General features: G+C 40.4%; 24 protein-coding genes. 19 read left to right on the forward strand and 5 right to left on the reverse strand.

The window, feature by feature from the left end:
* Nucleotide 1: 1 nt before the first annotated feature.
* The 15 genes from J8Z24_RS02855 to J8Z24_RS02925 all read left to right on the forward strand — a co-directional run bounded on the left by J8Z24_RS02855 (nt 2) and on the right by J8Z24_RS02925 (nt 14,451).
* Nucleotides 2-1,045, forward strand: coding sequence for a nitroreductase family protein (locus J8Z24_RS02855; RefSeq protein ID WP_176032538.1), 1,044 nt, complete (start codon nt 2-4; stop codon nt 1,043-1,045).
* Nucleotides 1,042-2,202 (forward strand): polysaccharide pyruvyl transferase family protein, encoded by a 1,161-nt coding sequence (locus tag J8Z24_RS02860; protein ID WP_176032537.1) that lies wholly within the window; start codon nt 1,042-1,044, stop codon nt 2,200-2,202. Before J8Z24_RS02855 ends, J8Z24_RS02860 begins: the two co-directional genes overlap by 4 nt.
* A gap of 105 nt (nt 2,203-2,307) precedes the next feature.
* Nucleotides 2,308-2,703 (forward strand): type II secretion system major pseudopilin GspG, encoded by a 396-nt coding sequence (gene gspG, locus J8Z24_RS02865; protein ID WP_128731087.1) that lies wholly within the window; start codon nt 2,308-2,310, stop codon nt 2,701-2,703.
* Entirely contained in the window at nt 2,700-4,361 is a 1,662-nt protein-coding gene (locus J8Z24_RS02870) for a GspE/PulE family protein (protein ID WP_147389418.1), read from the forward strand. Before gspG ends, J8Z24_RS02870 begins: the two co-directional genes overlap by 4 nt.
* The gene (locus J8Z24_RS02875) at nt 4,361-5,560 is read left to right on the forward strand and encodes a type II secretion system F family protein (protein WP_252095219.1); all 1,200 of its coding nucleotides are present in this window, start codon (nt 4,361-4,363) and stop codon (nt 5,558-5,560) included. Before J8Z24_RS02870 ends, J8Z24_RS02875 begins: the two co-directional genes overlap by 1 nt.
* Nucleotides 5,544-5,957, forward strand: coding sequence for a type II secretion system protein (locus J8Z24_RS02880; protein ID WP_176032534.1), 414 nt, complete (start codon nt 5,544-5,546; stop codon nt 5,955-5,957). The genes J8Z24_RS02875 and J8Z24_RS02880 overlap by 17 nt, the downstream gene beginning before the upstream one ends.
* Complete coding sequence (locus J8Z24_RS02885; protein ID WP_252095220.1) at nt 5,947-6,357, forward strand: type II secretion system protein; 411 nt, start codon at nt 5,947-5,949, stop codon at nt 6,355-6,357. Before J8Z24_RS02880 ends, J8Z24_RS02885 begins: the two co-directional genes overlap by 11 nt.
* Nucleotides 6,348-7,064 (forward strand): PulJ/GspJ family protein, encoded by a 717-nt coding sequence (locus tag J8Z24_RS02890; protein ID WP_176032532.1) that lies wholly within the window; start codon nt 6,348-6,350, stop codon nt 7,062-7,064. Before J8Z24_RS02885 ends, J8Z24_RS02890 begins: the two co-directional genes overlap by 10 nt.
* Complete coding sequence (locus J8Z24_RS02895) at nt 7,064-7,951, forward strand: type II secretion system minor pseudopilin (RefSeq protein WP_176032531.1); 888 nt, start codon at nt 7,064-7,066, stop codon at nt 7,949-7,951. Before J8Z24_RS02890 ends, J8Z24_RS02895 begins: the two co-directional genes overlap by 1 nt.
* Nucleotide 7,952: 1 nt before the next feature.
* The gene (locus J8Z24_RS02900) at nt 7,953-9,035 is read left to right on the forward strand and encodes a hypothetical protein (protein ID WP_252095221.1); all 1,083 of its coding nucleotides are present in this window, start codon (nt 7,953-7,955) and stop codon (nt 9,033-9,035) included.
* On the forward strand, nt 9,022-9,588 hold the full coding sequence (locus J8Z24_RS02905; RefSeq protein WP_176032529.1) for a hypothetical protein: 567 nt from the start codon (nt 9,022-9,024) through the stop codon (nt 9,586-9,588). The genes J8Z24_RS02900 and J8Z24_RS02905 overlap by 14 nt, the downstream gene beginning before the upstream one ends.
* Nucleotides 9,585-10,067: a hypothetical protein gene (locus J8Z24_RS02910; RefSeq protein WP_176032528.1), complete on the forward strand. Its 483-nt coding sequence runs from the start codon at nt 9,585-9,587 to the stop codon at nt 10,065-10,067. The genes J8Z24_RS02905 and J8Z24_RS02910 overlap by 4 nt, the downstream gene beginning before the upstream one ends.
* Nucleotides 10,060-12,117 (forward strand): secretin GspD/PilQ domain-containing protein, encoded by a 2,058-nt coding sequence (locus J8Z24_RS02915; protein WP_252095222.1) that lies wholly within the window; start codon nt 10,060-10,062, stop codon nt 12,115-12,117. The genes J8Z24_RS02910 and J8Z24_RS02915 overlap by 8 nt, the downstream gene beginning before the upstream one ends.
* 280 nt (nt 12,118-12,397) lie before the next feature.
* Entirely contained in the window at nt 12,398-13,855 is a 1,458-nt protein-coding gene (locus J8Z24_RS02920; RefSeq protein WP_252095223.1) for a Slr4 family S-layer protein, read from the forward strand.
* 62 nt (nt 13,856-13,917) lie between these two features.
* Nucleotides 13,918-14,451: a hypothetical protein gene (locus J8Z24_RS02925; RefSeq protein WP_252095224.1), complete on the forward strand. Its 534-nt coding sequence runs from the start codon at nt 13,918-13,920 to the stop codon at nt 14,449-14,451.
* Nucleotides 14,452-14,496: 45 nt separating this feature from the next.
* Here the strand turns inward: J8Z24_RS02925 and J8Z24_RS02930 are convergent, their stop codons facing one another.
* On the reverse strand, nt 14,497-15,756 hold the full coding sequence (locus tag J8Z24_RS02930; RefSeq protein WP_252095225.1) for an oligosaccharide flippase family protein: 1,260 nt from the start codon (nt 15,754-15,756) through the stop codon (nt 14,497-14,499).
* The gene (locus J8Z24_RS02935; RefSeq protein ID WP_252095226.1) at nt 15,753-16,634 is read right to left on the reverse strand and encodes a hypothetical protein; all 882 of its coding nucleotides are present in this window, start codon (nt 16,632-16,634) and stop codon (nt 15,753-15,755) included. The genes J8Z24_RS02930 and J8Z24_RS02935 overlap by 4 nt, the downstream gene beginning before the upstream one ends.
* 223 nt (nt 16,635-16,857) lie before the next feature.
* Between J8Z24_RS02935 and wecA (J8Z24_RS02940) the strand changes: the two genes are divergently transcribed.
* The 3 genes from wecA (J8Z24_RS02940) to J8Z24_RS02950 are packed head-to-tail and all read left to right on the forward strand — an operon-like array spanning nt 16,858 to nt 20,401.
* Complete coding sequence (wecA, locus tag J8Z24_RS02940; RefSeq protein ID WP_252095227.1) at nt 16,858-17,949, forward strand: UDP-N-acetylglucosamine--undecaprenyl-phosphate N-acetylglucosaminephosphotransferase; 1,092 nt, start codon at nt 16,858-16,860, stop codon at nt 17,947-17,949.
* A 39-nt stretch (nt 17,950-17,988) separates the two neighbouring features.
* A complete protein-coding gene (locus tag J8Z24_RS02945) occupies nt 17,989-19,272 on the forward strand; it encodes a lipopolysaccharide biosynthesis protein (protein ID WP_252095228.1) in 1,284 nt (427 codons plus the stop codon).
* Nucleotides 19,247-20,401, forward strand: coding sequence for a glycosyltransferase (locus J8Z24_RS02950; RefSeq protein ID WP_176032520.1), 1,155 nt, complete (start codon nt 19,247-19,249; stop codon nt 20,399-20,401). Before J8Z24_RS02945 ends, J8Z24_RS02950 begins: the two co-directional genes overlap by 26 nt.
* Nucleotides 20,402-20,412: 11 nt before the next feature.
* Here the strand turns inward: J8Z24_RS02950 and pssE are convergent, their stop codons facing one another.
* Genes pssE through wecA (J8Z24_RS02965) form a run of 3 tightly spaced genes read right to left on the reverse strand, consistent with a single transcriptional unit; the run spans nt 20,413 to nt 22,408 of the window.
* Nucleotides 20,413-20,859, reverse strand: a complete 447-nt coding sequence (gene pssE / locus J8Z24_RS02955) for a PssE/Cps14G family polysaccharide biosynthesis glycosyltransferase (protein WP_128731069.1) — start codon at nt 20,857-20,859, stop codon at nt 20,413-20,415.
* Nucleotides 20,856-21,332, reverse strand: a complete 477-nt coding sequence (pssD, locus tag J8Z24_RS02960) for a PssD/Cps14F family polysaccharide biosynthesis glycosyltransferase (protein WP_128731068.1) — start codon at nt 21,330-21,332, stop codon at nt 20,856-20,858. The genes pssE and pssD overlap by 4 nt, the downstream gene beginning before the upstream one ends.
* Before the next feature lie 2 nt (nt 21,333-21,334).
* On the reverse strand, nt 21,335-22,408 hold the full coding sequence (gene wecA / locus J8Z24_RS02965) for a UDP-N-acetylglucosamine--undecaprenyl-phosphate N-acetylglucosaminephosphotransferase (RefSeq protein WP_252095229.1): 1,074 nt from the start codon (nt 22,406-22,408) through the stop codon (nt 21,335-21,337).
* 545 nt (nt 22,409-22,953) lie between these two features.
* Between wecA (J8Z24_RS02965) and J8Z24_RS02970 the strand changes: the two genes are divergently transcribed.
* Nucleotides 22,954-23,871: a Wzz/FepE/Etk N-terminal domain-containing protein gene (locus tag J8Z24_RS02970; RefSeq protein WP_147389400.1), complete on the forward strand. Its 918-nt coding sequence runs from the start codon at nt 22,954-22,956 to the stop codon at nt 23,869-23,871.
* Nucleotides 23,872-23,876 lie beyond the last annotated feature (5 nt).

Below are 23,876 nucleotides of genomic sequence, written 5' to 3' on the forward strand. Positions count from 1 at the left end.
TATGCAGAAACTAAAAAAGCACATCATCAATACCATTGAGTTTACCCGAGGAGCTGTGCGACCTTTTTTTGTTGCTGTGCCGACGTTAAGTCGACTTTACTATTTACTGTTTGACCGCGCATTTGGCTACGAGCAGCAGGCGATACTAAAAGCAAAGATCCAATATCAAAAGCATCAAGGGATCCAAAAAAGCGCCAGTGCATTACTCAGGCGTAACATTCATAGGCTGGAAAAGGGGTTGATTATGCGGCCTCGAAAACCAGTATTTGCTCTGGACTATATTGCTGAAACTGTGTCTGTGTATGAGCGGGCTACACAAGTTGATAATCTAGAACAGACAGATCTAAAGTGGGCTCATTCGGTGCTCAAACAGTACTTTGACGTCTGTGATACCAGTCATCCTATTGTTAAAAGTAGTTACCTTACTTTTCAAGCCATTGAGTTTGAAGATGATTGTAGCGCCATACCTTATTCAAGTAGTCAGCGAGTAAAGCATGATGTTTCTTACGAGCAGCTCAAAGCACTTGCTACATCAAGGCGCTCAGTGAGGTGGTTTGAGCAAAAAAACGTAGATAAATCACTATTAATTGATGCTTTGACTATCGCAACCCAAGCACCCAGTGCATGTAATCGTCAAGCTTATGAATTTATGTGGATTGATGATGAGCAGATAAAGCAAAAAGCTGCCACGTTACCAGGTGGCACGGCGGGCTTTGCAACCCAAATCCCTTGTTTATTAGCGGTAGTGGGTGATTTGTCAGCGTACCCTTTTGAGCGAGACCGTCATGTAATTTATATCGATGCGTCGTTGGCCAGTATGCAGTTTATGCTAGCATGCGAAACGCTCGGATTATCGACGTGTGCGTTAAACTGGCCTGAATTACACAAATTAGACGAGCGAGCTGCGCGCTTACTTAATTTACCCCAGCATAAGCGTATTGTAATGTTTATTGCCGTCGGATACGCCTTAGCTGATGGTGGCATTCCATTTTCAAACAAAAAATCAGCAGAAGTGCTACTAACACGTGTGGAACCAAAAGAGTGATTAATATAGAAGTAAAAGGGGTTCAGTTTTCCAATAAAGGTGCTGAACTAATGCTGTTGTCTGTGTTAGAGCAGCTAGATAAAGAAATAGGTGAGTACAATCTAGTATTGTCTCCAGGTCCAAACCTTCCCTACAAACAAAGAGCTAGATTAGGGGCGTTGCAAAAGCTTAGTTTTCGGAGGGGACCCTTCGACTTAACGGGGTTATTCGGCAAATTACCGCAATTTGCTAAACGCCTACTTAAACGTTATGGCATTGTAACAGAGGCAGATGTCGATATTATTTTGAACGCCAGTGGTTTTTCGTATGGCGATCAATGGCCATTAAATGATTTGAAAAATGCAGCAAAGGAAGCTGTACGATTCAAACAAGTAGGTAAGCCTTATATTGTGTTACCGCAAGCACTTGGTCCGTTTAACAAAGTAGAGCATGCAAAAGCGGCTCGAAAATTGATAAACTCAGCGACAAAAGTATATGCCAGAGATAAAGCATCCTATCAGGCTTGTGCCGCACTTAATGAAGTTGGCACGTTACATCAAAGCCCTGATTTTACGGCGCTAATAGAACCAAGTATTATTGAACCATTTGCGACAAAGACGGTCTGTTTTATTCCAAATAATAAAGTGATTTCTAAATATCACCATGAAACAGCACAAACTGGCAGCGAAGCATATATTGCATTTTGGCGTTATCAAGCCGAGTTTTTTAAACAGCATGGATTCGATATTTTGCTCCTAAACCATGAAGGTGCTGAAGATAAGCATTTGTGTGAACAGATAGCTGAAGTTATAGGGGAAAGTGTTGAAATCGTCGATGGTTTGGGTGCAGTTGAAATCAAAGCGCTGTTAGGGCGCTGCCAGGCTGTGGTTAGTAGTCGCTTTCATGGTTGTGTCAGTGCGCTATCACAAGGTGTTCCTTGCTTGGCTACCAGTTGGAGCCATAAATACGAAATGCTCTTTGAAGAGTATGGCTTAGCAGATAATATTTTGGATTACCTAGCGAAGCCTGAGCAAGTAAATAAGCAGCTAACGCAATTTATCAATAACCTAGATAGCCAGAAACAAGCCGGTTACGGGCATGCGACGAAGGTAAAACAAGAAAATCGAGCAATGTGGCAAGCCGTAATTGCTGAAATTAATGGGTATCAGCCAAAATAAGCTGATAAAATAGACCGCGTATAGAAACAAGTTGGGTGCCAAATACTTTATTGGGGCTCAACCAAAAAATACAGATGTAGCTCATCAACGATAGAGGAACTAAAGATGAAAAAAGCAAGAGGTTTTAGCTTAATAGAACTGTTGATCGTATTGATCATTCTAGGGTTATTGGGTTCCTTAGTTGCACCTAAGTTATTCTCAAAAGTCGGTTCATCTAAAAAGAAAACGGCTGTAGCCCAGATGCAAATGTTTGAAACGGCGATCGATACGTATCGTTTGGATATGGGCACTGTACCATCTTCACTAGAAGAGTTAAGACGCAGCAATGCAGCTAATTGGGATGGTCCATATCTGCCAAAAGATATTCCACTAGACCCGTGGGGTAAACCGTATGTGTATACCGTGCCAGGCAGTGACAATCGCCCTTATGACATCCTGTCTTATGGCTTAGACGGTAAGCCCGGTGGTGAAGGCGAAAGTGAGGATGTAGTACATAAATGATGGATATTAAATCGCTACTGAGTGAGTCATTCAAAGTATCAAACTCGGACATTGATAAAGCTGCAACTTATCAACAAAGATATGGTGGACGTTTAGAGAATATCCTCATCAATATGGGGTGTTTAACGGAAGATGATTTACCTCCCTTATATCAAGTTCTGCTTGGTTATGAGACATTTGAGCCCGCACATTATCCAAACTGGCAGCCAAGTGACTCGGTAGCGTTTGAGTGTTACGAAAAGTTAAAAGAGCTTAACTGTGTCTTGTTATCCGCGGATAACGACAGCTGGGTCATTGCCTGTAAAGACCCTCTTGATACAGAGCTGTCGCAGTATTTGATGCGCCAAAACGTAGCGATTACTGTATTAGTTGCAACAGAAGCGCAATTACAAAGCTTCTTCTATGAAATTCAGAGTCAAACAGAAGCAAACTTCAGTGAAGATGAGCTCACCGGAGCTGAAGAAGCAAGACTGCGGGAACTCGCTTCAGAAGCGCCGACTGTTAACTTATTAAATTCATTGATTACTAAAGCGTTATCTCGTGGCGCATCGGACATGCACCTTGAGCCATATAAAGGGCGTTTTAGGGTGCGATATCGAGTTGATGGTGTACTGCATGAAGTTGACTCATTAGCACCGAAAATGCAGTTACCAATTACCACTCGTCTTAAGATCTTATCGGGCATGGATATCGCTGAAAAACGTCGTCCACAGGATGGCAAGATAGAGATGCGTATTGCCAATCAAGAATTAGATATTCGTGTATCAGCATTGCCGTTGAATGAAGGTGAAAGCATTGTTTTACGTTTTCTGAGAAAAGACTCTATTCGATATGATATGTCTGTGCTTGGCTTGTCAGAAGATACTCAAGGGCTAATCAATCAAGACTTGAAAAAGACCACGGGTGTGATCTTACTGACCGGTCCTACAGGCTCAGGTAAAACCACTACGTTGTATACCTTTCTTAATGAGCTAAACACCGAAGACGTAAAAATTATTACGTTAGAAGATCCGGTAGAATACCAGCTTGAAGGTATTAACCAAGTACAAGTAAACCCTGAGATAGGGTTTGATTTTGCCGCAGGTCTTCGCTCTATCGTCCGACAAGACCCTGATATCATCATGGTCGGTGAGATCCGAGATAAAGAAACGGCACAAATTGCGCTTCAATCAGCGCTAACTGGTCACTTAGTATTTAGTACAGTACATACTAACGATGCCGCGGGTGCTTATACTCGACTACTTGACTTAGGTGTTGAAGAGTTCTTATTAAACGCAGCCCTTGTATCAGTGGTTGCTCAGCGTTTGGCGCGTCGACTCTGTGCGCATTGTGCACAGCCTGCTGAAAATGCAGATGAACTAATCAATAAGTACCCTCTACAAGAAATAGCTGATATGGCGGGTATAAAAACCTTAAACTTAAAACAGCCCAAAGGCTGTGAACACTGTAATAATTCAGGTTTCAAAGGACGTATTGCAGTGAATGAATACCTCCGTTGTGATGATGATATAAAAGCAATTCCTAAAAATGATCAATTTATCGGTAAAGCCAAAGCCCATAACAAAAAGCTACAAAGAAGAGACTTGCTTGAAGATGGTCTCTTTAAGGTGATCACCGGTGTTACCACGATAGATGAAGTCTTAAGGGTTGCAGGCTAATGGAGTTTGAGTACAAGGCAATAGACAGTAATGGTTCCCGCCACCAAGGAACCATTGAAGCCAACGACCAAGCACAAGCTCAGCAACGCCTCAATGCAGAGGGGCTTAGTCCGATAGAAATAAAGGCAATTGCTAAGTCATCCTCTTTTTCTGGGTTATTTACGCAAAAAGTGACGCTCGATCAACTGGAGTTTTTCACCAGTGAACTCTCCTTGTTGCTCGAAAGTGGGGTAAGGGTAGACAAAGGGATTGATATTATTCGTCAATCTAATTCCGATCCAGCACTTGGGCGGCTGCTAAATCAAATTGCCAGCTCGATAAAAAAAGGGGAATCGCTCAGCCAAGCGTTTGGTAAACACGAAGCACTGTTTGGACCGCTATATATTAGCCTGCTAAAAATTGGTGAAACCTCTGGTAATTTACCCGAAGTGTTGCAACGCTTAGCGGCAGATCTTAAATTTCAAAAAGATCTCAAATCACAAGTAAGTACCGCACTTACTTATCCAAGTGTGATTTTCTTTGTCTGTTTGATGGCTGTGTATTTTGTGCTGACATTTATTGTACCGAAAATGTCAGGGATTTTTACCGACTTGAGCCAAGCGCCGTGGTACACCCAAATGATCATCGGGGTGAGCCAATTTTTTATTGATAACCAGTTGTTTATTATTGGTGGTGCAATTACGAGTTTAGTCTTAGGTGGCTACGCTCTACAACAGCCAGAGGCAAGAAATTGGCTATATGTACAAGCCAGTAAAATCCCTGGTATTGGCGCTATTATTACTACCTCTGAAAGGATTAGATTTGCCCAATCTATGTCAATGATGTTAGAAGCCGGTCTGCAACTAGACACTACACTTGCGCTAACAGCTGAAACATTAAAACACCCAGATTTTAAACGTGACGCAAAACAAGCGCTAAAACAACTAAAGTCAGGTAAACAGTTGGGGGTTGTACTTAGTAAAACACGGATATTTCCTGACTTCTTTCTATCCATCATCAAAGTGGGTGAAGAGACAGGGCAACTACCCAAAGTATTTAATGAAGTTGCAAATCGCTCACGTACAGACCTAGAGCAAGTGATCAGTAAATTTACCACAATGCTAGAGCCTATAATGTTACTATTTATGGGGGGCTTTGTTGGCGGTATTGTTATCACGATGCTGTTAAGTATGGTGTCTATTAATGATGTTCCACTCTAAATCCAGTCAAGGCTTTTCACTCATTGAGTTAATGATAGTCCTTGCCATTATGGGGGTGGCGATGAGCTTAACGGGTGGGCTTGTCGTGAAAGCCGTCTCGAAAAGGACTGAAATAATAGAAATAAAAAAAGTGGAAAATATATTCAAAAGAGTAATGTATAAGTCTTACTTTTCGGGGCTTGAAACACATATATCGATAGTCGGAAACACGGTAATAGTGCATTCATCCGAGAATGAGAAGGAGGTTATTAAGTTCGAAGTGATCCAATTTGTACCTGAAGATTTTATAATCAATACAAAGGCTCAGATATTTCCAAATAAATATGGGATTATTGACCCAATTAAAGGGCCGTTATTTTATAGTACTCCAGCGATCTTTGATAATTATGCTGAATAAAAAACGTGGGTTTACTTTAATAGAAGTACTTATTGCTGCTGTTATTTTATTTACCGCAATTGCACTTACTTCGGAAATTTATAATTCCAGTGCCAAGTTTTCATCAAAAGCGGTAAGCACAACTAACTACAGCCAATTTGCTTCCATTGCTATTTCATCTATTAAAAGTGACCTGCGTTATGAGTTTAAAAAAGAGGCACTTGCAGAGCTGTACATTGGGAAACTAACGATTGGAGGTATGGAGTTTGTATGGACGGCTTCAAAACTCAGAGAGGTCAGCCACTATAGTAATTTAGCTTCTGAGAACACGCCGAAAGCGAAATATGGAAAATATACTGTATCAGTGGATGTCGACGCTGCAAACAAGCAGTTTAATTTTGAGGTCTTTCTATGGCCGTAACTAGACAAAGCCACTTAGGCTTCTCCTTGATTGAGCTAATGATAGCAACAACACTTTTATCGCTGATTATGTTTTCCGGTTATTACGCATATAGCTTATTTAGTGATAGTTGGTCTAAAAGAAGCCAGCAGTATTGGAGGGGCGTTAATACGAGCATAGGAATTGAGGCGTTTATCCGAACTGTTGAATCAATTAATGCTCATGTTTTAATTAATGAAGATGGTGAAGAGTCAGCCCTATTTGAAGGTACTAGAAATAAAGTAATATTTGTATCTAACAGCCCTATTTTTTCAGACTCGCTAGCACTTGTTTCCTTTGAAGTTTTACCAGTGTCCAATGAGTATGCTTTAATCTATTCGGAGTTACCCCTTGACAAAGTAGGGCTATACAATTGGCCTACAAAAGATTTTCACTGGACTAATAGAGTCACACTCATAAAAAAATCCAAACAATTAGAGTTTAGTTACTTCTCGTATAGTAATTTTAAGGAAGCTTTAGAAAGTATAAACGTTTATGAAAATAATCTATTGATTCCAGCGCCTGAAATGCAGTGGCTGTCAGAGATTAATACGAAAAAGCATAGGGTATTACCTGCAAAAATTAACTTAAGACTTACTGATACAGAGCAAAAAGAGACTTATATTACTGTTGATCTCCCCAATGACTCAGCAAGCAAAGTGGTCTGGAATATGAGGCAGGAGTTTTAATGTACAAAGTCCAAGGAGTTGCATTAGTTCAAGTGCTAGTGATTGCGTTGATATTGAGTATCATGAGCTTATTCGTTTTACAGTCAGTCAGGCATCAAGTTGGAGTTTCACAGTCGGCAGTAAATAAATTCAAGCTCAAACTAGTGTTAGAAACGGCTGAAGCTGAGCTCATAGAGGCTTTAGTGATGTATAGGCCTTATAGAGACACTAATTCATCGGTTGATATAATTCGAAATTGGCGGTTTGACAATACTCCGTTTAAATTGCGTGAGAACATTCATGCGCAGATCCAAGATATGCGCTCACTTGTTAATCTTAATTATACTGATGCTACTTTAGCGTCAAATACGTTAAATCGTTTGGGGATTGATCAAAAGCAGGTTGAGGTGGTTATTGCTTCACTTGAGGATTGGAAAGATAAAGATGCGCTTGTCCGTCCGAGTGGTGCTGAAAATGATTACTATCAGTCAGCAGGTTTATCTGGACCAAGAAATAGTTATTTACAATCAGTTTTTGAATTTTTAAAAGTAAGAGGTGCCAAAGACCTAAACCATATAGACGTTAAAAATTATTTTACTGTTGCAAACCAAATCGGCTTTAATCCAATGAATGCTCCGGAATTAATATTAAATGCTTTGTTGAATGATACCGACAAAGTGAAAACCATTATACGGGAACGAGATGCTGGTACACTCACAGACTATAAGTTTCGGGAAATAACAGGCTTAGAGGCGAACGAGTTTCTTATTTTTGCAACAGGTAGCTACCTCAGGGTACAATTGGAAGTTGTCGATAATGAAGCTACGTTAAAGAAGTCTTTTATTGTTAGGGTCAAACCCGCTGCGAGAGTAACTCCAATAATTATTAGTGAAGTTAAGTGGAATTAGTGTGAATTTAGGAAACTTTATACAAGTAAAGTGGTTTGGTGAAAAGCTTAAATCACAGATTGGATATTACGATGATAGGCTATATTGTATAAGCCATGAGGGATTTACACCTAGTGACAGAGTTCCGAAAGTTGTGATTTTGGCGAGAAAGTTCTATACCTTGCGCACTAAAGATTATGCTTCAATTTCGAAGCAAGAGCTTAACAAAATTCTGGAACTCCAAAAGAACTCTAGTAAGGCAAAACTGACCTATACAGTAAATGAAAATAGTTCAATCGATGGTTTCACTGTCACATATATAGAACTTAAAAATCTACCGATGACAGTGACTTCAGCGGCTATCTATATTCCTGAAACAGAACTTTTTAATAGAGAAGTGATTGCCGAAGTGAATACGCCCAATTCCAGCTTTTATATTGGAAAAGGCACATCAGTGGTGAAAGGAGGGTTGATATCGACTTTTGAAGCATTTAAGTACAGTATTGGCCAATCTAGCGATGCCAACAATAAAACGTTCAACGCTGACGAGTATGCAGAGTACTTGCTGAATCTGTTGCTTATGACAGATTTTAAAAAGTTCAGAGGCAAGATAATTCTCAACCAAGGTATGTTGGCGAACCCCTTAAAGCTCCATTTTCTGTATATCTTACCTCTGATATCTATTTTTATTGTACTTCTATCCGTACTTGGTTGGAATGAGTTAAAAAGGTACCAACTAGAGTCCAAAAGTGAACACCTAGCACCAGAAGTAAGTGCACTGCTAGAGTATCGTAATACGATAGATAAAAATAATGCGCTTACACAGACCGTTACAAATATTGTTCAGCAAACCAAATTGGTCCACCCTATATGGGATGTTCTGAATATTGCGATGAATAATGGTTTTTACGTGGACAGGTATGAATATGATGGTAATTCATTTGAAATTTCTGGTCATGCGAAAAATGCTAACCAAGTGCTTAAAGCTGTAAGTGATATAGAGCTAATATCAAACGCTTCGATTCGAGGTGGTGTTCGTAAAATTAGAGGTGATGACCACTTCACTATAAGCTTCCAAAGCAAGGTACAGAATGAAACTAATTAAACGCATCCCACATAAATATCAACACTATGGGTTGATCATGATAGTTTTGCTTTTTGCTCTGTATGTTGTTGACCCTCTTTTTGAGTATACAAATGAGGTAAAAACTGATGTTCAAGTGCTACAGATAAGGGCTAGCAAGCTAAATAGTCTTGTGTCCCAATCAGGTACTCTACTTGAAGAAAAAAATATTTCAGAAGTACAGAGTGAGCAAGCGAATGCGTGGGTTTTTCCACTAGAAAGCGAAAGTGCCTTTAAGCTAAAAATCCAACAACAGTTAGAAAATATATTAACGACTTCTGATTGTAATGTAGAGCGAGTGGGCTGGGAAATAGCCACACAACCATATGAATCAATTAAAAAGTGGAGTCTAGAGCTAAAGCTTAACGGTAACCCTATATGTATGGCAAAAGTTACCAGAGCACTTGAAAGCAGCCAGCCGATGTTCGCTCTTGACAGTTTTCTATTTCAAACGAGAAGCTGGGATGGCGGTATTGCTCATAACATTGAAGCTACGCTTAAAGTAAGTATATATCAACAAGGGGAGGTGGGATGATAATTCGTATTAGTCTAGTTATTTCATTGGTAGCTTCCTCATATTTACTGACCGGCTTAGCCGATACAACGGAGTTGAATAATAGTAATACAGAAGCTAAAGCACTTCGTTTCGCACCATCCCAATCACTGCTGTCAGCAACTACTGAAGCTGAGAAAAAGTGGTATGCGTTATCCGCTGCGCAAAAAGTGAAGCAAGAGCGCGCGGTTGCACCCGAAAAGCCTAAGCCTAAAAGCCAGCAAGTACTTACTTTCGATGGAATAGAGTTTACGTTATTAGGCATCTTCAAAAATCAGCAAGATAAATTTGTCTTACTTAGCAGCAGAGAGGGCGGTATGCTCAGAGTGAGTGCAGGTGAGTCTATTACTGAAAATGTACAGTTAAAATCAGTAGCAACAGATAGTATGACAATCCTTGTAGCCAACGAGGAGCGTAATATCCGATTATTTAAAAGAGTTAATGAAGGTAACAATGGATAAGAAGTTATACCAAGTGCAGATCATTTTAGTTACGGTGCTCATGCTCAATGGGTGTATGTCTACCAATTCTAATATTGGGAAGGTTTCGGTCACGCAGTCTTTTTTATCTGAAGCAGAAGCTGAAAATTCACAGGCAGCAGCTGTTGATGAACAAACAGATACAGACCAAAACCAAGGCTTTACCAAACTTCAATCCATCGCGAAACCGGCGCAAACGAAACTAGAGGTTGATTTAGCCAATAAGTTTTCTAGTGAAAAAGCGTTTCAGCTTTCAGCTAATGAGTTGCCGCTGAATGAGTTTGTTCACTACGTATTAGGTGAGTTATTGAATGTATCTTATTTCATAGATCCAGAAGTAAAGAAGAATGTTCAGCCTGTTACCTTATCTTTGCAAAATCAAGTAACTGAGCGCAGGTTGTTTCAGTTAACTCAAGACATACTTTCTAAAAATGAAGTGCGTATTGCACTAAACGAAGATATTTTTTATGTATACCCAGCGATTAAAGATCAGGGTAAAACGGATATGGCGTTTGGGTTTGGCAGGACTGAAGAGTCTGTGCCATTGGTATCCAGCATAATTTATCAAATGGTGCCAATGAATTATGATGTTACCCTTGATACGCGAGTGCTTTTGAATGCTTTACTTGAAGCTAAAAGCTCGGTTGATGAAGCACAGAATCTTGTAAGAATAGAGGGGTCACGAGAGCAGGTGCTAAGGGCGCTAGAAATTATTGAAATTATTGATGTCCCTACATTTGCGAATAAAGCAATTGCGATGGTTGATTTTAAATATATAGATTCAACTTATTTTGTAGAAAAAGTATCAGAGTTATTAGATGAAGAGGGAATAAGTACTAAGGCTGCATCAAGGCAGTCAAAATCTGTTACTTTTGTTCCCCTAGAGCATTTAGGCAAGATCATCATCTTTGCGACTTCAGACCAGATACTAACAAGAATAAAGTATTGGGCGAAAGTGCTCGATAAACCAGCCTCGGGCTCGGAACAAAGCTTTTATATATATCGTCCACAGTATGCACGAGCTGCTGATATAGGAAGAAGTTTAGCACCACTTCTAAAAGGGCAAATTTCTGGAGGTGAACCTAGTGGGGGGACAAACTCAGGTACTTCGGTGCCCAGCTCCTCGAATAGACCTGCGACCGATACCACTCAAAAAAGTAGTTTTGCAATCCAAAGTGATGAGATAAGGCTAGTGGTAGATGAGCGAGCCAACGCTTTAATATTCTATTCAACGGGCAAATATTACCAAGATCTTCAGCCTATCATAAAGCAATTAGATATTATGCCTCAGCAAATTATGATGGAAGTTGTTATCGCGGAAGTGAAGCTTACTGGTGGGTTCTCAAAGGGAGTACAATTTGCACTGAGAAGTGGGGCGGCCGGTACTAGTACAGAACGTTTTAACTTTAATAGTGAAAGTGGGTTTAGTTATTCTATAGTCGGTTTACCTGGCAACGTAAATTTGAATTTGAATCAGAAGGCCGGTTTAGTGAATGTGCTATCTCGACCAACTTTATTGGTCAGAGATGGAGTGTCAGCAAATATAAGCGTTGGTGATGATATACCTACAATAGGTAGTACAACAACGGATCCTATTAACAGTGAACGTGAGACGACGACGATACAGTATCGTAAAACGGGTGTAGACCTTAATGTAACTCCTACTATTAATGCACAGGGCACTGTTATAATGACGATAGAGCAAACTATATCTAACGTTAATACAGAGGCAAGTGGTAATTCGTCTACTCCTGCTATTTTTGAGCGTAGCCTTAGCACAGAAGTTGTGGCGGGCAATGGGCAAACAGTATTGCTAGGGGGGTTAATCAGTCAAAATACCTCAGAAGGTGGTAATCGTGTTCCTGGCCTTGGCAACATCCCTCTGCTCGGCCACTTTTTTAGGTCTGATACTCGCAGTACTGATAAAACGGAATTAGTTGTGTTAGTTACGCCTAAAATTGTTAAAAGTTCCGATGATTGGGTGAAAATTAAACAAAGCTTCAAAAAAGGGTTAGAAAACCTAGACTTTTAGCTTGATTATCGAGCACGTACGCGCTATTTTAAGCACGATTAGTGATAGTGTTTGATAAAAATAAATAACAAGCATTATGCTGATGCGCAATCATACTCAAAAGTCAGAATTGTATTTTTGTAACAATTGGCAAAAATAATGACAATGAGAGTTTTAACTTGACTTTAAGTCAGGTTAAAATTAGATTTGCATAAAATCGGGAATACCGATTGTAAAGTTCTTGGTTTATTGACCTTCCTAATCGATAAACCAGTTTCATGAAACTAGGAGAATGGAAATAATGAAACTATTCAAAAAGGCGCTACTAGCTACAGCTATCGTAGGTGCATTTGGCGCAAACGCTGCAACAGTAACTAGCGACCCAGTAAAACTTTCTGCAGAAGGTGTAGCAAACAAGCTTTCGGCAGCTAACGTTGCTTTCGATGTTGATTTTGTAATTGGTAAAGAAACACCTGCAGCATCAAAAATTACTTTAACTTTTGACCAAACAATTAGTGTTAAAGATCTAAATCTAAACACTGGTGTTGATAACATTGTAAACGTTACTTCTGACGGTAAAGGTTACGTAACAGTAGACGGTCAAGCAGTTTCTGGTACAAACCCAGCGTTAGTTACTTTTGACTACGGTACAGGTTCTTTTACTTTTGACAAGTTTAAAGTAGACGACACAACTAACTCTATTGAGTTCGTTGTAAACCTAGGTAACCCACTAACTGCAAACTCAGCATTCCGTATGTCTTTTGCTACAGATGCAGGTGTTGATTTCTCTGGTGCTGGTAACGTAGCATACAAGGCTACTACAGTTGCAGGTGCAGAGATTGAAACTGGTACAGGTGTTCTTGCAACAACTACAAGTCAGTTTGCATTCAATGTTAAAGCACCTTTCAATGGTTTGATTGAGCGTTTAGAAAAAGATACTTTCTCTAAAAATGCTGATTCAACTGACAAGCAAGAAGATAAGCTAGTATTTGAACTGTCTAACAACGAGTCTTCAAGCTTACAGGCTCACCTAACTGCTACAACTCACACAGTTGTTTTAGATGGTAACTTCAACAATGGTGGTAGCACTACTACTACACCTGTAACTCAGCTAGTAAATGGTGACTTCGCTCTTACTAACGCATCAGCTACTGCTGTAGGTTCTCTTGCACTAAGTGCAGTTGGTTCTACTGCTAATCAAAAGTTGACTCTTACGCTTCCTACTGCAAACGTTGCAGCTACAGGTGCGAAAGTTCCTTTCAATCTTACTTTTGATTCAGGTGACGCTAAAGTAATCCCTGAAACTAAAGACATTTTAGCTACTTACCAAGTTACAGTTTCAGATGCTGGTGTAACGGGTCCTATCACTGTTTCTGAAAACGTAGATGCTGGTAAGTGGGCACTTGATGCAACTATCATCAACATCCCTTACTTCCCAGTTGGTTTCACAGGTCTTAGCACTTCAGTTCACTTTGCTAACGAGTCTACAAATGCAGCTGATGTACTAGTTGAAGCTATCGACAATAACGGTAAAGAGTACAAAGGTACACTTGCTGACCTAGCTGGCAACACAGTAACTAAAGTTGGTCAAGACACAGTAATGAAGGCGCTAGGCCTTGACACTACTAAGTCTTACAAGCTAAGTGTTACATTCAACATCGATGCAAACACTGGCGATGTTAACGCATACGCGTTCAGCAACGCTGGCGATGCTCGTCAAGCGCTAGTAACTTCTCAGCAAAAAGGTCAAGATAAATAACCTTTTTTAGAGTAATATAAAAAGCTCAGCAATCGCTGAGCTTTTTTGTTTATGGAGGTTTAATGAGAGTCTTTTCATTACTGTTACTTTGGATTGGTTTTAACACACAAGCTGCTTGTAATTTTGATGTGGTCTTTACTACTATACCTGAAACCAAACAGCAGAAAGTTGAACTTTCACCGGACGTACAGTTATTGATAGCACAAAGAATTGCGAAGCAAACACTGAATGGTTCTGTGGTGGCAACTAATGTAACTTGTCAGTACCTAAAGGGTAAAGAATACACAAATTCAGAGTCAGAGTGGCAAGCTTATTTGGATAATGCAATAAGAGGGCTTGGCAAGTCAGGAGTAACTGAGTTGGAAGTACGTATTATTGGTTCAGAAGATAAGATCTACACTGGTGCGTTAGCTAGCCTTGAGTACCAGTTTGAAGCTAACTTTGGTGGTAATCAGCAAATAATAAAAAACTTAGCTCTTTTAGATATGGAGAGTAACTCGTTGATCTCCTTCTCTGTAAGTGGTAGCCAGTCTGAAAAGGAAGGCGTAACAGATGAATTTAAGCGAGTGATTAGCTCGTTTAAGCTAGCCAACTAACCATAGGGTCACGCCAAGTGACCTTATGGTTTATCCATAACATCGTTAACTTACTTTAACCAGTGTAGTCAAATAAGCTCTAGTACTACGATAAAACACCATAAAGCCAATACTTGCCATGCCATAGGCCACCACACTCGAAATGGCTGCACCGACACCACCATATTGTGGTATCAATACCGCATTTAGTACTATATTCACAATGGCTCCTATTAGGTGGCTATGCAAACTTAACTTGTGGTTATTAGATAAAATGAGCCACCGGCTCATAAAAGCTCGGCTAAAAATAAATAAACAACCAAAGATATGTATTTGCAAAATCAAAATACTGCTGCGATAAGCCTCTCCAAACAGTAGTAAAACGACAGGCTCGGCAAGCCAAAGAGTGAATGCGATGACGATGATTGCTGCGATGCTGGAATATAAGTAGCTGCGCCTTTGTAGTTGCCAGTAAAGTTTTGGTTGAGCGCGATATAAGCTTACTAATTTTGGCATAAATACATTAGCAACCAGCACTGGTAACACATACCAAAACTCGGATAACTTAGCCGCTGCGGCGTAATGCGCTACCGCTTGGGTATCTACTAAACTGGCTAGCATAATTTGGTCGATTTTTAAGTAGAGCACCGCTGCAAGGCTTGAAAGCAGCAGCCATTTTCCGCGCTGAAGCAATAACCGTGCCCCACGTTGTAGTCTAGGTGCGGTGTTGAGTCTCTCTTGTTTAGAAGGGGGCTGTCGTTTAAGTAACAGTAAATAAGCCAGCGCCAGCAAAATATATTCAAGGCCTGTGAGTATTATCCAAAGTGCGATTGGCAGCTCAAGTATAATTGCCACCAGTAGTGCAATTTTACACGCCACTTTGATGACTACCCTTGGGACAAGTGTAGCAGTGATGGATTGCTTAGCGATAAAGAAAAACTCAATAACGGTCGCTGCATTGCCTACTTGTAGCGCCACGAGTAAAGCAACTAAATAGGCATCAGTCGGGGTTAGAGTGAGCCACCCCAATCCATAGGCGATAGGAATAATAAGCACTGCAAATATAAACCGCACCAGCAATGAAGCATTTAAGTAGAAAGCGCTGTTATGAGGGTATAGAGTAAAATATTTGCTACTTACATTGTTTAGCCCCATTTGGGTAAACACAAGAAACAGCGAACCGAATGCTACAATGGTTGAAAATTGCCCAAATAGCTCTGTACCCGCATACCTGGCCATGAGCAGTGCGCTTGCAAAGCTAAAAAACAGTACAACAACGCGCTCGATGATTAATAGTGCGCTATTTATAAAGAGCTTTCGTCTCACCCAAAGCGCTCTCTAGCTACGTCTATGTTCTTAAGCTCTTGTTCACAGAGCTTAGCAAGGTGTGTTTTTATTTCTTTGGAGCTAAAATATTCTTGCAGTGTATCTACTACTTTTTGAGTTTCATGGCTTATTTGAGACTCAGTCGCATTGTGTACTTTAATGTCAAGTGGACGACTAAATTGTTGGGTGAACTTGTCACTAAACGCGTTAAGGTTATCTAAAAAGCCAACTAGGCCAAAGCAAGCGAGGTTTTCAATAAATCTAGTATGCTGCGCCTTTGCCTCATCAGGTGTGGCAGGGTAGCGGCCACAAATAAAAGCGCTTTGGGTATTGGCCATTTGCCACCCTCTGGTACTAAAAAGTATGGTATTTGCTTCGGCAATTAAGTCATCGTTACTAAAATTATTGGGAGGCATCACAGGTAAATTGTTTGTGAGCTTGTTAAAGATATAATTTGATTTAAGTCGGGCAATTGGATCTCTCAACATCGTAATAAAATGTACGTCGCGATAGGTGCTTAAAATATCGTGATTCACCCCCCAGTGACCACTAACATAATGTCGTTCAAGAGATAAAAAGTATCGTAACAGGCCTTGTAGTTGGATGAGATGGTGCTCACTAAAGCGGCATTGGCTATCAAGAGAGTCGAGGGCTTGTCCAAAGTTGGTCATACTTGCGGCTATACTGGTGTCTCGGCACAACCTAGCATCTTCTGGGGTTGCAAGCGCTTTACGAAGCGCGTTGTCTATAGCGCTGCCACCACATTTACCAATATGAATATACGCGGCACGCTTTGCAACTGGGGTGTTGGTAATAGGGGTTACAGTAATATGGTAGCCAAGTTGGCTGGCTAAGCTTTTGACGAGCTGTTTCAGCATAGTGGGTTAGCAAATTTAGATTTTTCAATATTCTAGCATTTAAGACGTCGCACAGAAACAAAGCGACATGGTACAGTGGCTGTTATCTTGCGATTAGCTTGTGCTATTGTATAAAATTTGAGAGTTTAAGCGGAAGTGACTCTGAAAAGCGCTTGATATATAATACGCCTCTGGTCGAATCTTTCGGCAATTAATGAATAATTCTCACATAGGTCAATTTTAAGTGGTATTAAGTAACATTATCATTTTTTTTGCAGCTTTTCTTAGCTTGTTCATATTTAGAAAGCTGGCAAAAATAATCAATCTCGTCGATACCCCCAACGAGCGGAAAAACCATAAAGGGCGGATCCCTTTAGTTGGTGGTGTGGCAATATTTGTGATTGTGTGTTGTTACTTATGGCTGTCAGGCAATGGCATGACCAATGTTGGGGTATATCTTATTTGCGCTGTAAGCTTGCTAGTGATTGGCGTGATTGATGACCTAATTGATGTGTCATTTAAATTGAGGCTTATAGTTCAGGCCGGTGTGGCATTTGCCATGATTTTCTTTGCTGATTTAATGCTCTCACAAGTTGGTACTTTGGTGGGGCCATTTGAACTCAATATTGGTATGTTTGGCATAGTAGCTACGGTCATTGCTGTGGTTGGTGCTATCAATGCATTTAACATGGTAGATGGCATTGACGGGCTGTTAGGTGGTCTCGCTACTGTTTCTTTTAGTTCGATGGCGGTGCTATTTTACTTAGCTGGGCTCACTGAGCTGTTTGCTTTTACTATCGCTATTGTTGTTGCCACTTTACCCTATATTTTGATGAACTTAGGGATCCCTTTAGGTCGACGGTTTAAAGTATTTATGGGCGATGCTGGTAGCACTGTTATCGGGTTTACTGTTGTGTGGTTATTGCTCGAAGGCTCTCAAGGTGGCGTTGTTGCGATAGACCCTGTTACGGCACTATGGATTGCGGCTATTCCAATTATGGATGCGGTTTCTACAATTATGAGGCGGATCAAAAAAGGCCAATCACCTTTTAAACCCGACCGTGAGCATCTACATCATATTCTACAAAGACTAGGTGTGGGCCCTAAAATGACTTTATTAGTCATCTGCTCAATCGCGAGTCTTTTTGCGCTAGTCGGTATCTTTGGGCAGCTTTACAACGTTCCAGATTACGTGATGTTTTATGGGTTTATTTTTTGCCAGCTAGTTTACAATCAAATTATGGTAAACATCTGGAAAATTACTGTACTGGTGCGGAAGTTTTTTGGTATCTCTAAAAAGCAAGAGGCAAACGAAAGTGAAGAGCGCGTAGGGTAATGCGCTTATCTATTTGCTTTTTATAAAAACGATATTGTGATGCTGAATAAACTTATCCGACAAGCTGGTGTATTGCTCAGCGGTAACTTGTTTGCTTCTGTACTTAATTTTTTATCTGTCGCTATTTCTTTAAAAGCGCTTGGCGTTGAGTCTTTTGGTCAGGTGACCTTATTGCAAGCGTATATTCTTGTGATTAGCTTGTGTTTTAACCCACAAGCTTGGCAAGGGCTGATCCGGTATTTCAGCCTTGAAACAGACCAAGCAGGGCTGCTTACTTCAACATTAAAATATGACTTAATATGCGCAGTGCTTGGCACTGTGCTTGCTATTTTAATCGCCCCACTTTACACCGAAAGCTTTAAGCTCAGTGAATATACTGAGCTTTTACAGTGGTGTGCTCTTTATGTCTTGATTAATCAAACTAGTGTTGCCATTGGTATTTTACGCTATCAGGAGCGCTATAAAGCCCTTGCATTACAAAATGTGATAAGTGCTGTACTATTTTTTGTTTGTGTACTTGTGGGCTTTTGGTTGGCGTTAGGTGTTGACTACTATGTTGCTAGTTACCTGCTAACGCTTGGGCTTGGTGTTGTATTTATTCAATGGCTATGTTTGCCTTATACACTTTCGTTGTTTAAGGCGCGTAAAGACAACAATGTTATGCTTTCAAATGCCCGTAAAAAAGAGTTTAACAAGTTTAATTTTACAGTGCATATGACAGCACTTGCCGACATACCGGTCAAGCAACTAGATAATATCCTAGTTGGTGCGGTGGTATCTGTGAGTGCAGCAGGTGCGTATCGAGTGATCAAACAAATTGCCACTATTTCAACAAAGGTAACAGCTCCGCTTAATCAAGTTTTATACCCCGAAGTTAATACACTGCTAGCAAGCAAAGAGTACAGCAAGGTTAAGGGCGCGATGCTAAAAATTATTACCTTGTTGTTGGTTCCTTCATTAGTCGTAGTGGTGCTGGCAAGTGTTTCTACAGAATACTGGATCCCGGTGATGTTCTCTGAGGAGTTATTAGCGTATAAATGGCACATCATCACATTTTTGCTTATTCACGCTATTGCCACCGCATTTACCCCCGTACACCCAATATTTTTGGCATTAGGTTATGTGAAACGCTTATTTATAATTACGCTATTTTCCAATTTGGTATTGTGTGCAGGTATTCTTCTGCTAGGGCCGCAAATTGGACTGTGGGGCATCGTAATCGCAATATTTATACAATATGTATTGACCATTATATGCAAATTACCGCTCATTTTAACCAGACTTGCACGAGAAATGGATGAAAGTACTACATTACATACCTAGCTTTTCTGTTACGACAGAGACTTTTATTTATGATCAAGTCGTTGCACTAGAGCGCAGTGGGATTGAGTCTGCGGTACTGACAGCCAAGCGCTTGAATGTACACAGCAGACCTTTTGATAAGGTATATACCGCTCCTATCAAGTCTATTATTAATCCACGTATTACACAGGCCTTTGCTTTACGTTTGCAGTTACTTCCCTTTATGATTGACTATAAAACATGGGCACGTGTCATAGAAGAATTTAAACCTGATGTGATCCATTGTCATACGGGTAATGCTGTGAAGACATGGATGCATGTTAATGACAAACTGGGTTTTAATATTCCCACTTTGGCATCCTTACATGGTTCAGATGTTAACAGTGAACCCTTGATCCGTCCTAAGTATCGCGCAGTGCTGGAAGAGGCGGGTAAAAAGCCTTTTATCAAATGGACTGTGCCATCTGCATTCTTAAAGCAAAAATGTATGCTTAACTTAGGCACGCCAGAGAATAAGATAAGCGTAGTACACAACGCATTTAATCCTATATTTTTGGCGGAGCAGCAAAAAAAAGCGCTTGATGAGTTAAGGATTATTTCTGTTGGGCGCTTTATTGGCTGTAAAGGGCATACTTTTTTAATTGATGCCTTTTCTTTATTACTAAATCGCTACCCTAATGCAACGCTTACGCTTGTGGGGGGCGGTGAGCTTGAAAGCCAGTTAAAAGCCCAGGCAGAAGCGCTCAATATCGACCAAAAAATTACATTCATAGAGCAAGTTCAGCACGCTCAGCTACCAAAATTACTGGCCTCACATAATGTATATGTGCAGCCCTCAATTAGAGATGAAATTACGTTTCAAGAGGAATCATTTGGTGTTGCTGCGCTAGAGGCGATGGCAGTGGGGTTGGCTACCGTAGTGTCTGAATGTGGTGGGCTTACCGAGCTTGCGACACTTACAGACACCAATGCCGTTGCTGTGGTACCACAAAAAGACGCCAGCGCGATAGCAACAGCGGTTGGGCAATTATTTGACCGTCAAGCTTGTCTTTCTTCTTTTGAGCGTGACAAAGTTGGTGCGCTATTTTCATCTCAGACGAATACATCAGCTATCTTAACGCTGTTTAACCAACTTGTATCTGAAAAGTAGCATCACTCGTGTTAGAAAAGCTGAATTAATTCGTCAGCCAGCAAGAATGGCTCTTTTCTATAGGTGTTAGGCTGGTAGTTAGGAGCTTGTTCGATCAGTTGTGCAATATGCCTGGTATTATGGCAAACCAAGGCAAAGTTATGCTCGGTAATATACTGTGCCAAGTCTGACTGATGTTTATCAACCCTTTCTACATTGGGTACTACGATACATTTTTTCCCCATCTCCAGCAGCTCAAATACCGTACCTGCACCTGCGTGGGTAATAATAAGGTCTGCATTAGCTAAGCATTCTGAAAAACGCTCGGCAAAGCTAAAATATTCGCCATTAACTGGGGTATAGCTACCACTACCTATTTGAAATGTTGCGTGACAGTGTGGATATGATTTCACTGTATTATCAACGTCTTTTATTAGGCTATCGAACGAAGAAGAGCCAACGGTTACTAAAATATTCATAATCTACCGCAGTATCTTGCATTTTTGTATAGACGGAGCTGCTCTTTATTTTGTACCCAAAATTCATTACTCAGCTTAGACATTAATTTTCCGGTGAAAGAGCGGGTATAGAAGCGGCAAAAGGTTTCAATAAATACAACTTTTTTACCTTGTAGCCGAAGTAGTAAAGAAGGCAGTATAGCTATGCCTGGCCCTGTCGAAATGATCCCGCTTACGCGATATTGACGACAGACTTTTAAGGTCGTAACTATCGCTTTCATCGCTCCATACATGGCCATGCCGATAGATTTAATACGGTTTTGTTTGTGGCGTACATCACCGAGGGTATAATGTTCTACACCTTGGTGAAGAGCAGAAGGGCCCAAAGAGATAAAAGTTAGGTTGGAGTCAATAAGGTGTTGGAAAAGTAGACTCATTTCTTTTTTATGCCCACCCTCACCATAGGCAAGGATGACAACCTTTTGTTTCGACATAGTTACTGCTTTTTACTTAATTTTGTAGTGATCCCAAAATACTTACGTATTTTTACGGTGATCCGCCAAATGCGGCTCATCACATAGAAGTATACGAGATTTGCAGCAATAAAGCTCCAAAACATCACATAATCTGGAATATCAAGTGACTCAGCGATGACCCCAACTGCGGCAAATAGTAAGGCAATGCTACAGATTGTCAGTAGCGCTTGCCTAGATGAAAGCCCTAAACGCATCATGATATGGTGAAGGTGCTCCCTGTCAGGCATAAAGGGAGATTGCCCCTTCTTGATCCGTCTCATTATAGTAGAGAGCGCATCCATGATAGGGATTGCCGCTATCCATAATCCGGTTACAGCACTAAATGAACGCTGCTCACCTTGAGAGCCTTCAATTAACATCCAGACTACAGAAAAGCCTATAACTGTGCTGCCTGCATCACCCATAAAAACTTTAAAGCGTTGGCCAAATGGCACACCAACGTTCATCAATATATAAGGAATAGTTGCTATTACAACAACAAAGCAAAATGACAATAGCTGGGTATGCCCAGACATAAAAAACAGTACAGACATTGCGCCGAATGTCACTGTTGCCATGCCTCCTAATAAACCATCAATACCATCTACCATGTTAAAAGCGTTGATTGCACCAATTACAGCGATAAAAGTCAGTAAATAGCCAAGATACGGGATGTTGAGCTCAATAGGAGCGATAAGCTGCCCAAGATCAATTAAGATTAGCTCTGCACTTAACATCATCACAAGAGACATTATGGCTTGTATGAGTAACCTGAGTTTGAAACTTAAGTCTTTTAAGTCATCCCACACACCAATTAGCAATAAAAAGCCAGCGCAGCCAAGATAAATATAGGAATGAGAGAGGGTAGTTGGAAACACATATAAATAGCTAAAAACAACAACAAATATTGATAAGCCACCGACCAAAGGGATGGTACCGGAGTGTATTTTTCTTTCATTGGGGGTGTCTACAAGATTAATCACCTTTGCTAGTTTTCTAAAGAAAAACAAGCTGATGAATGTAGCAAAGAAAACGCTTAAATTATTTATTATCACTTGTAACAGCGCCTAAAGTTAAATTGAGCCAGTTAGTAAAAGTAGTCAAAGCTACTTCGTGGTTCGCTTTAAGTTCTAATATCGCAACAGCTCGGTTAGAACCATTACCGCATTACTAGTAGGTTACCAGTAATAAGTTAGTAAAAAAACTGCTTCCCCAGCGCATGATGGGCTACTTAATTAAGCGAACGGTTATTTTTGCCCTTGATAACACAGCCTACTTATCTCAGGCACCTTGAAAAACGAGTTAGCAAGGTATAGTAGCGCATCGTGCTTTGTTAGTCACACTGGTTAGCTGTACTTAATGAGCAAATAGCATACACGAATAATCTAACCGCTTTCGTTTCTTTTTGTAAACAAACTTCAAAAATATGAGCTAACGGTAAGTACATATCGAGTAAAAGAAAAGCGTTAGCACAAATACAAGTCAGCGGTTTTGGCGGTTGCATTTGGCTACACTTAAACACCAAAAATGCTATTTTAATAAATCTTCCGTTTGTTATAATGCCCGCCTTTTAGTTAGCTAAAGTTGGTTGAGAAATTCCATGGAAAGTAATGTTGTAGCCACAGAACAAACGATAAACTTCACATTTGCAAAATTAATGCGATACAAATGGGTTGTGATTATTGGAACACTGCTTTCAGCCGCGCTCTCTGTATTGGTAGCGATGGAACAACCCAATAAATACACCGCTAAAGTTTATTTAGTACCATCTAACGCCAAAGAGGGCGGAGGGCTATCTAAGCTGGCTGGTCAGTTCGGTGGTCTTGCTAGTATGGCGGGAATTTCTCTTGGCGGCTCAGAGGGAAATGATGTTGATGCGGCGATTGAGTTTATGAAAAGTCGTGGCTTTTTGCAGCCATTTATCGACAAGCGCACCTTGCTTCCTGAAATACTCGCACTTGAGAAATGGGATTCAAATAATAACGGCTATATCTACAACCCGGAGCTTTATGATGTTGAGACAAAAACTTGGGTAAGAAGCGCTCCTCCTGGCAAGCAAGTTATTCCATCAGCATGGGAAGGTTATATTTCTCTGTTAGGTAGCATAGATGTTTTATATATGAAGAAAAAAGGTCTTGTAGAGCTAAAAGTCACTACGCTAGCACCTGAGTTATCAGTGAATATAACCAACTGGCTGGTTGAAGACATAAATGAATTTTGGCGCACAAAAGATAAACACGAAGCTGAAGAAGCGATAGAGTATTTAAAACAAAAAGCTGCAGAAACCAGTGTTGCAGAGTTACGTACTGTATTTTACGAGTTAATAGCAGAGCAAACCCGTTCAAAATTATTATCGTCTATTGGTGACTACCACTTGGTAAAACCTTTGTCTCCTGTTATCTATCCGGAAGAAAAGTCGGGGCCATCACGTGCTCTGATCTGTTTAGGAATTACCTTTATCGGTGGCTTATTGTCTTTGATTGTTGCATTTATTCTAGCGCTTAGATCAAAGGCATAGTTGGT

The organism is Pseudoalteromonas sp. SCSIO 43201 (genome assembly GCF_023716725.1).
Lineage (GTDB): Bacteria > Pseudomonadota > Gammaproteobacteria > Enterobacterales > Alteromonadaceae > Pseudoalteromonas > Pseudoalteromonas peptidolytica.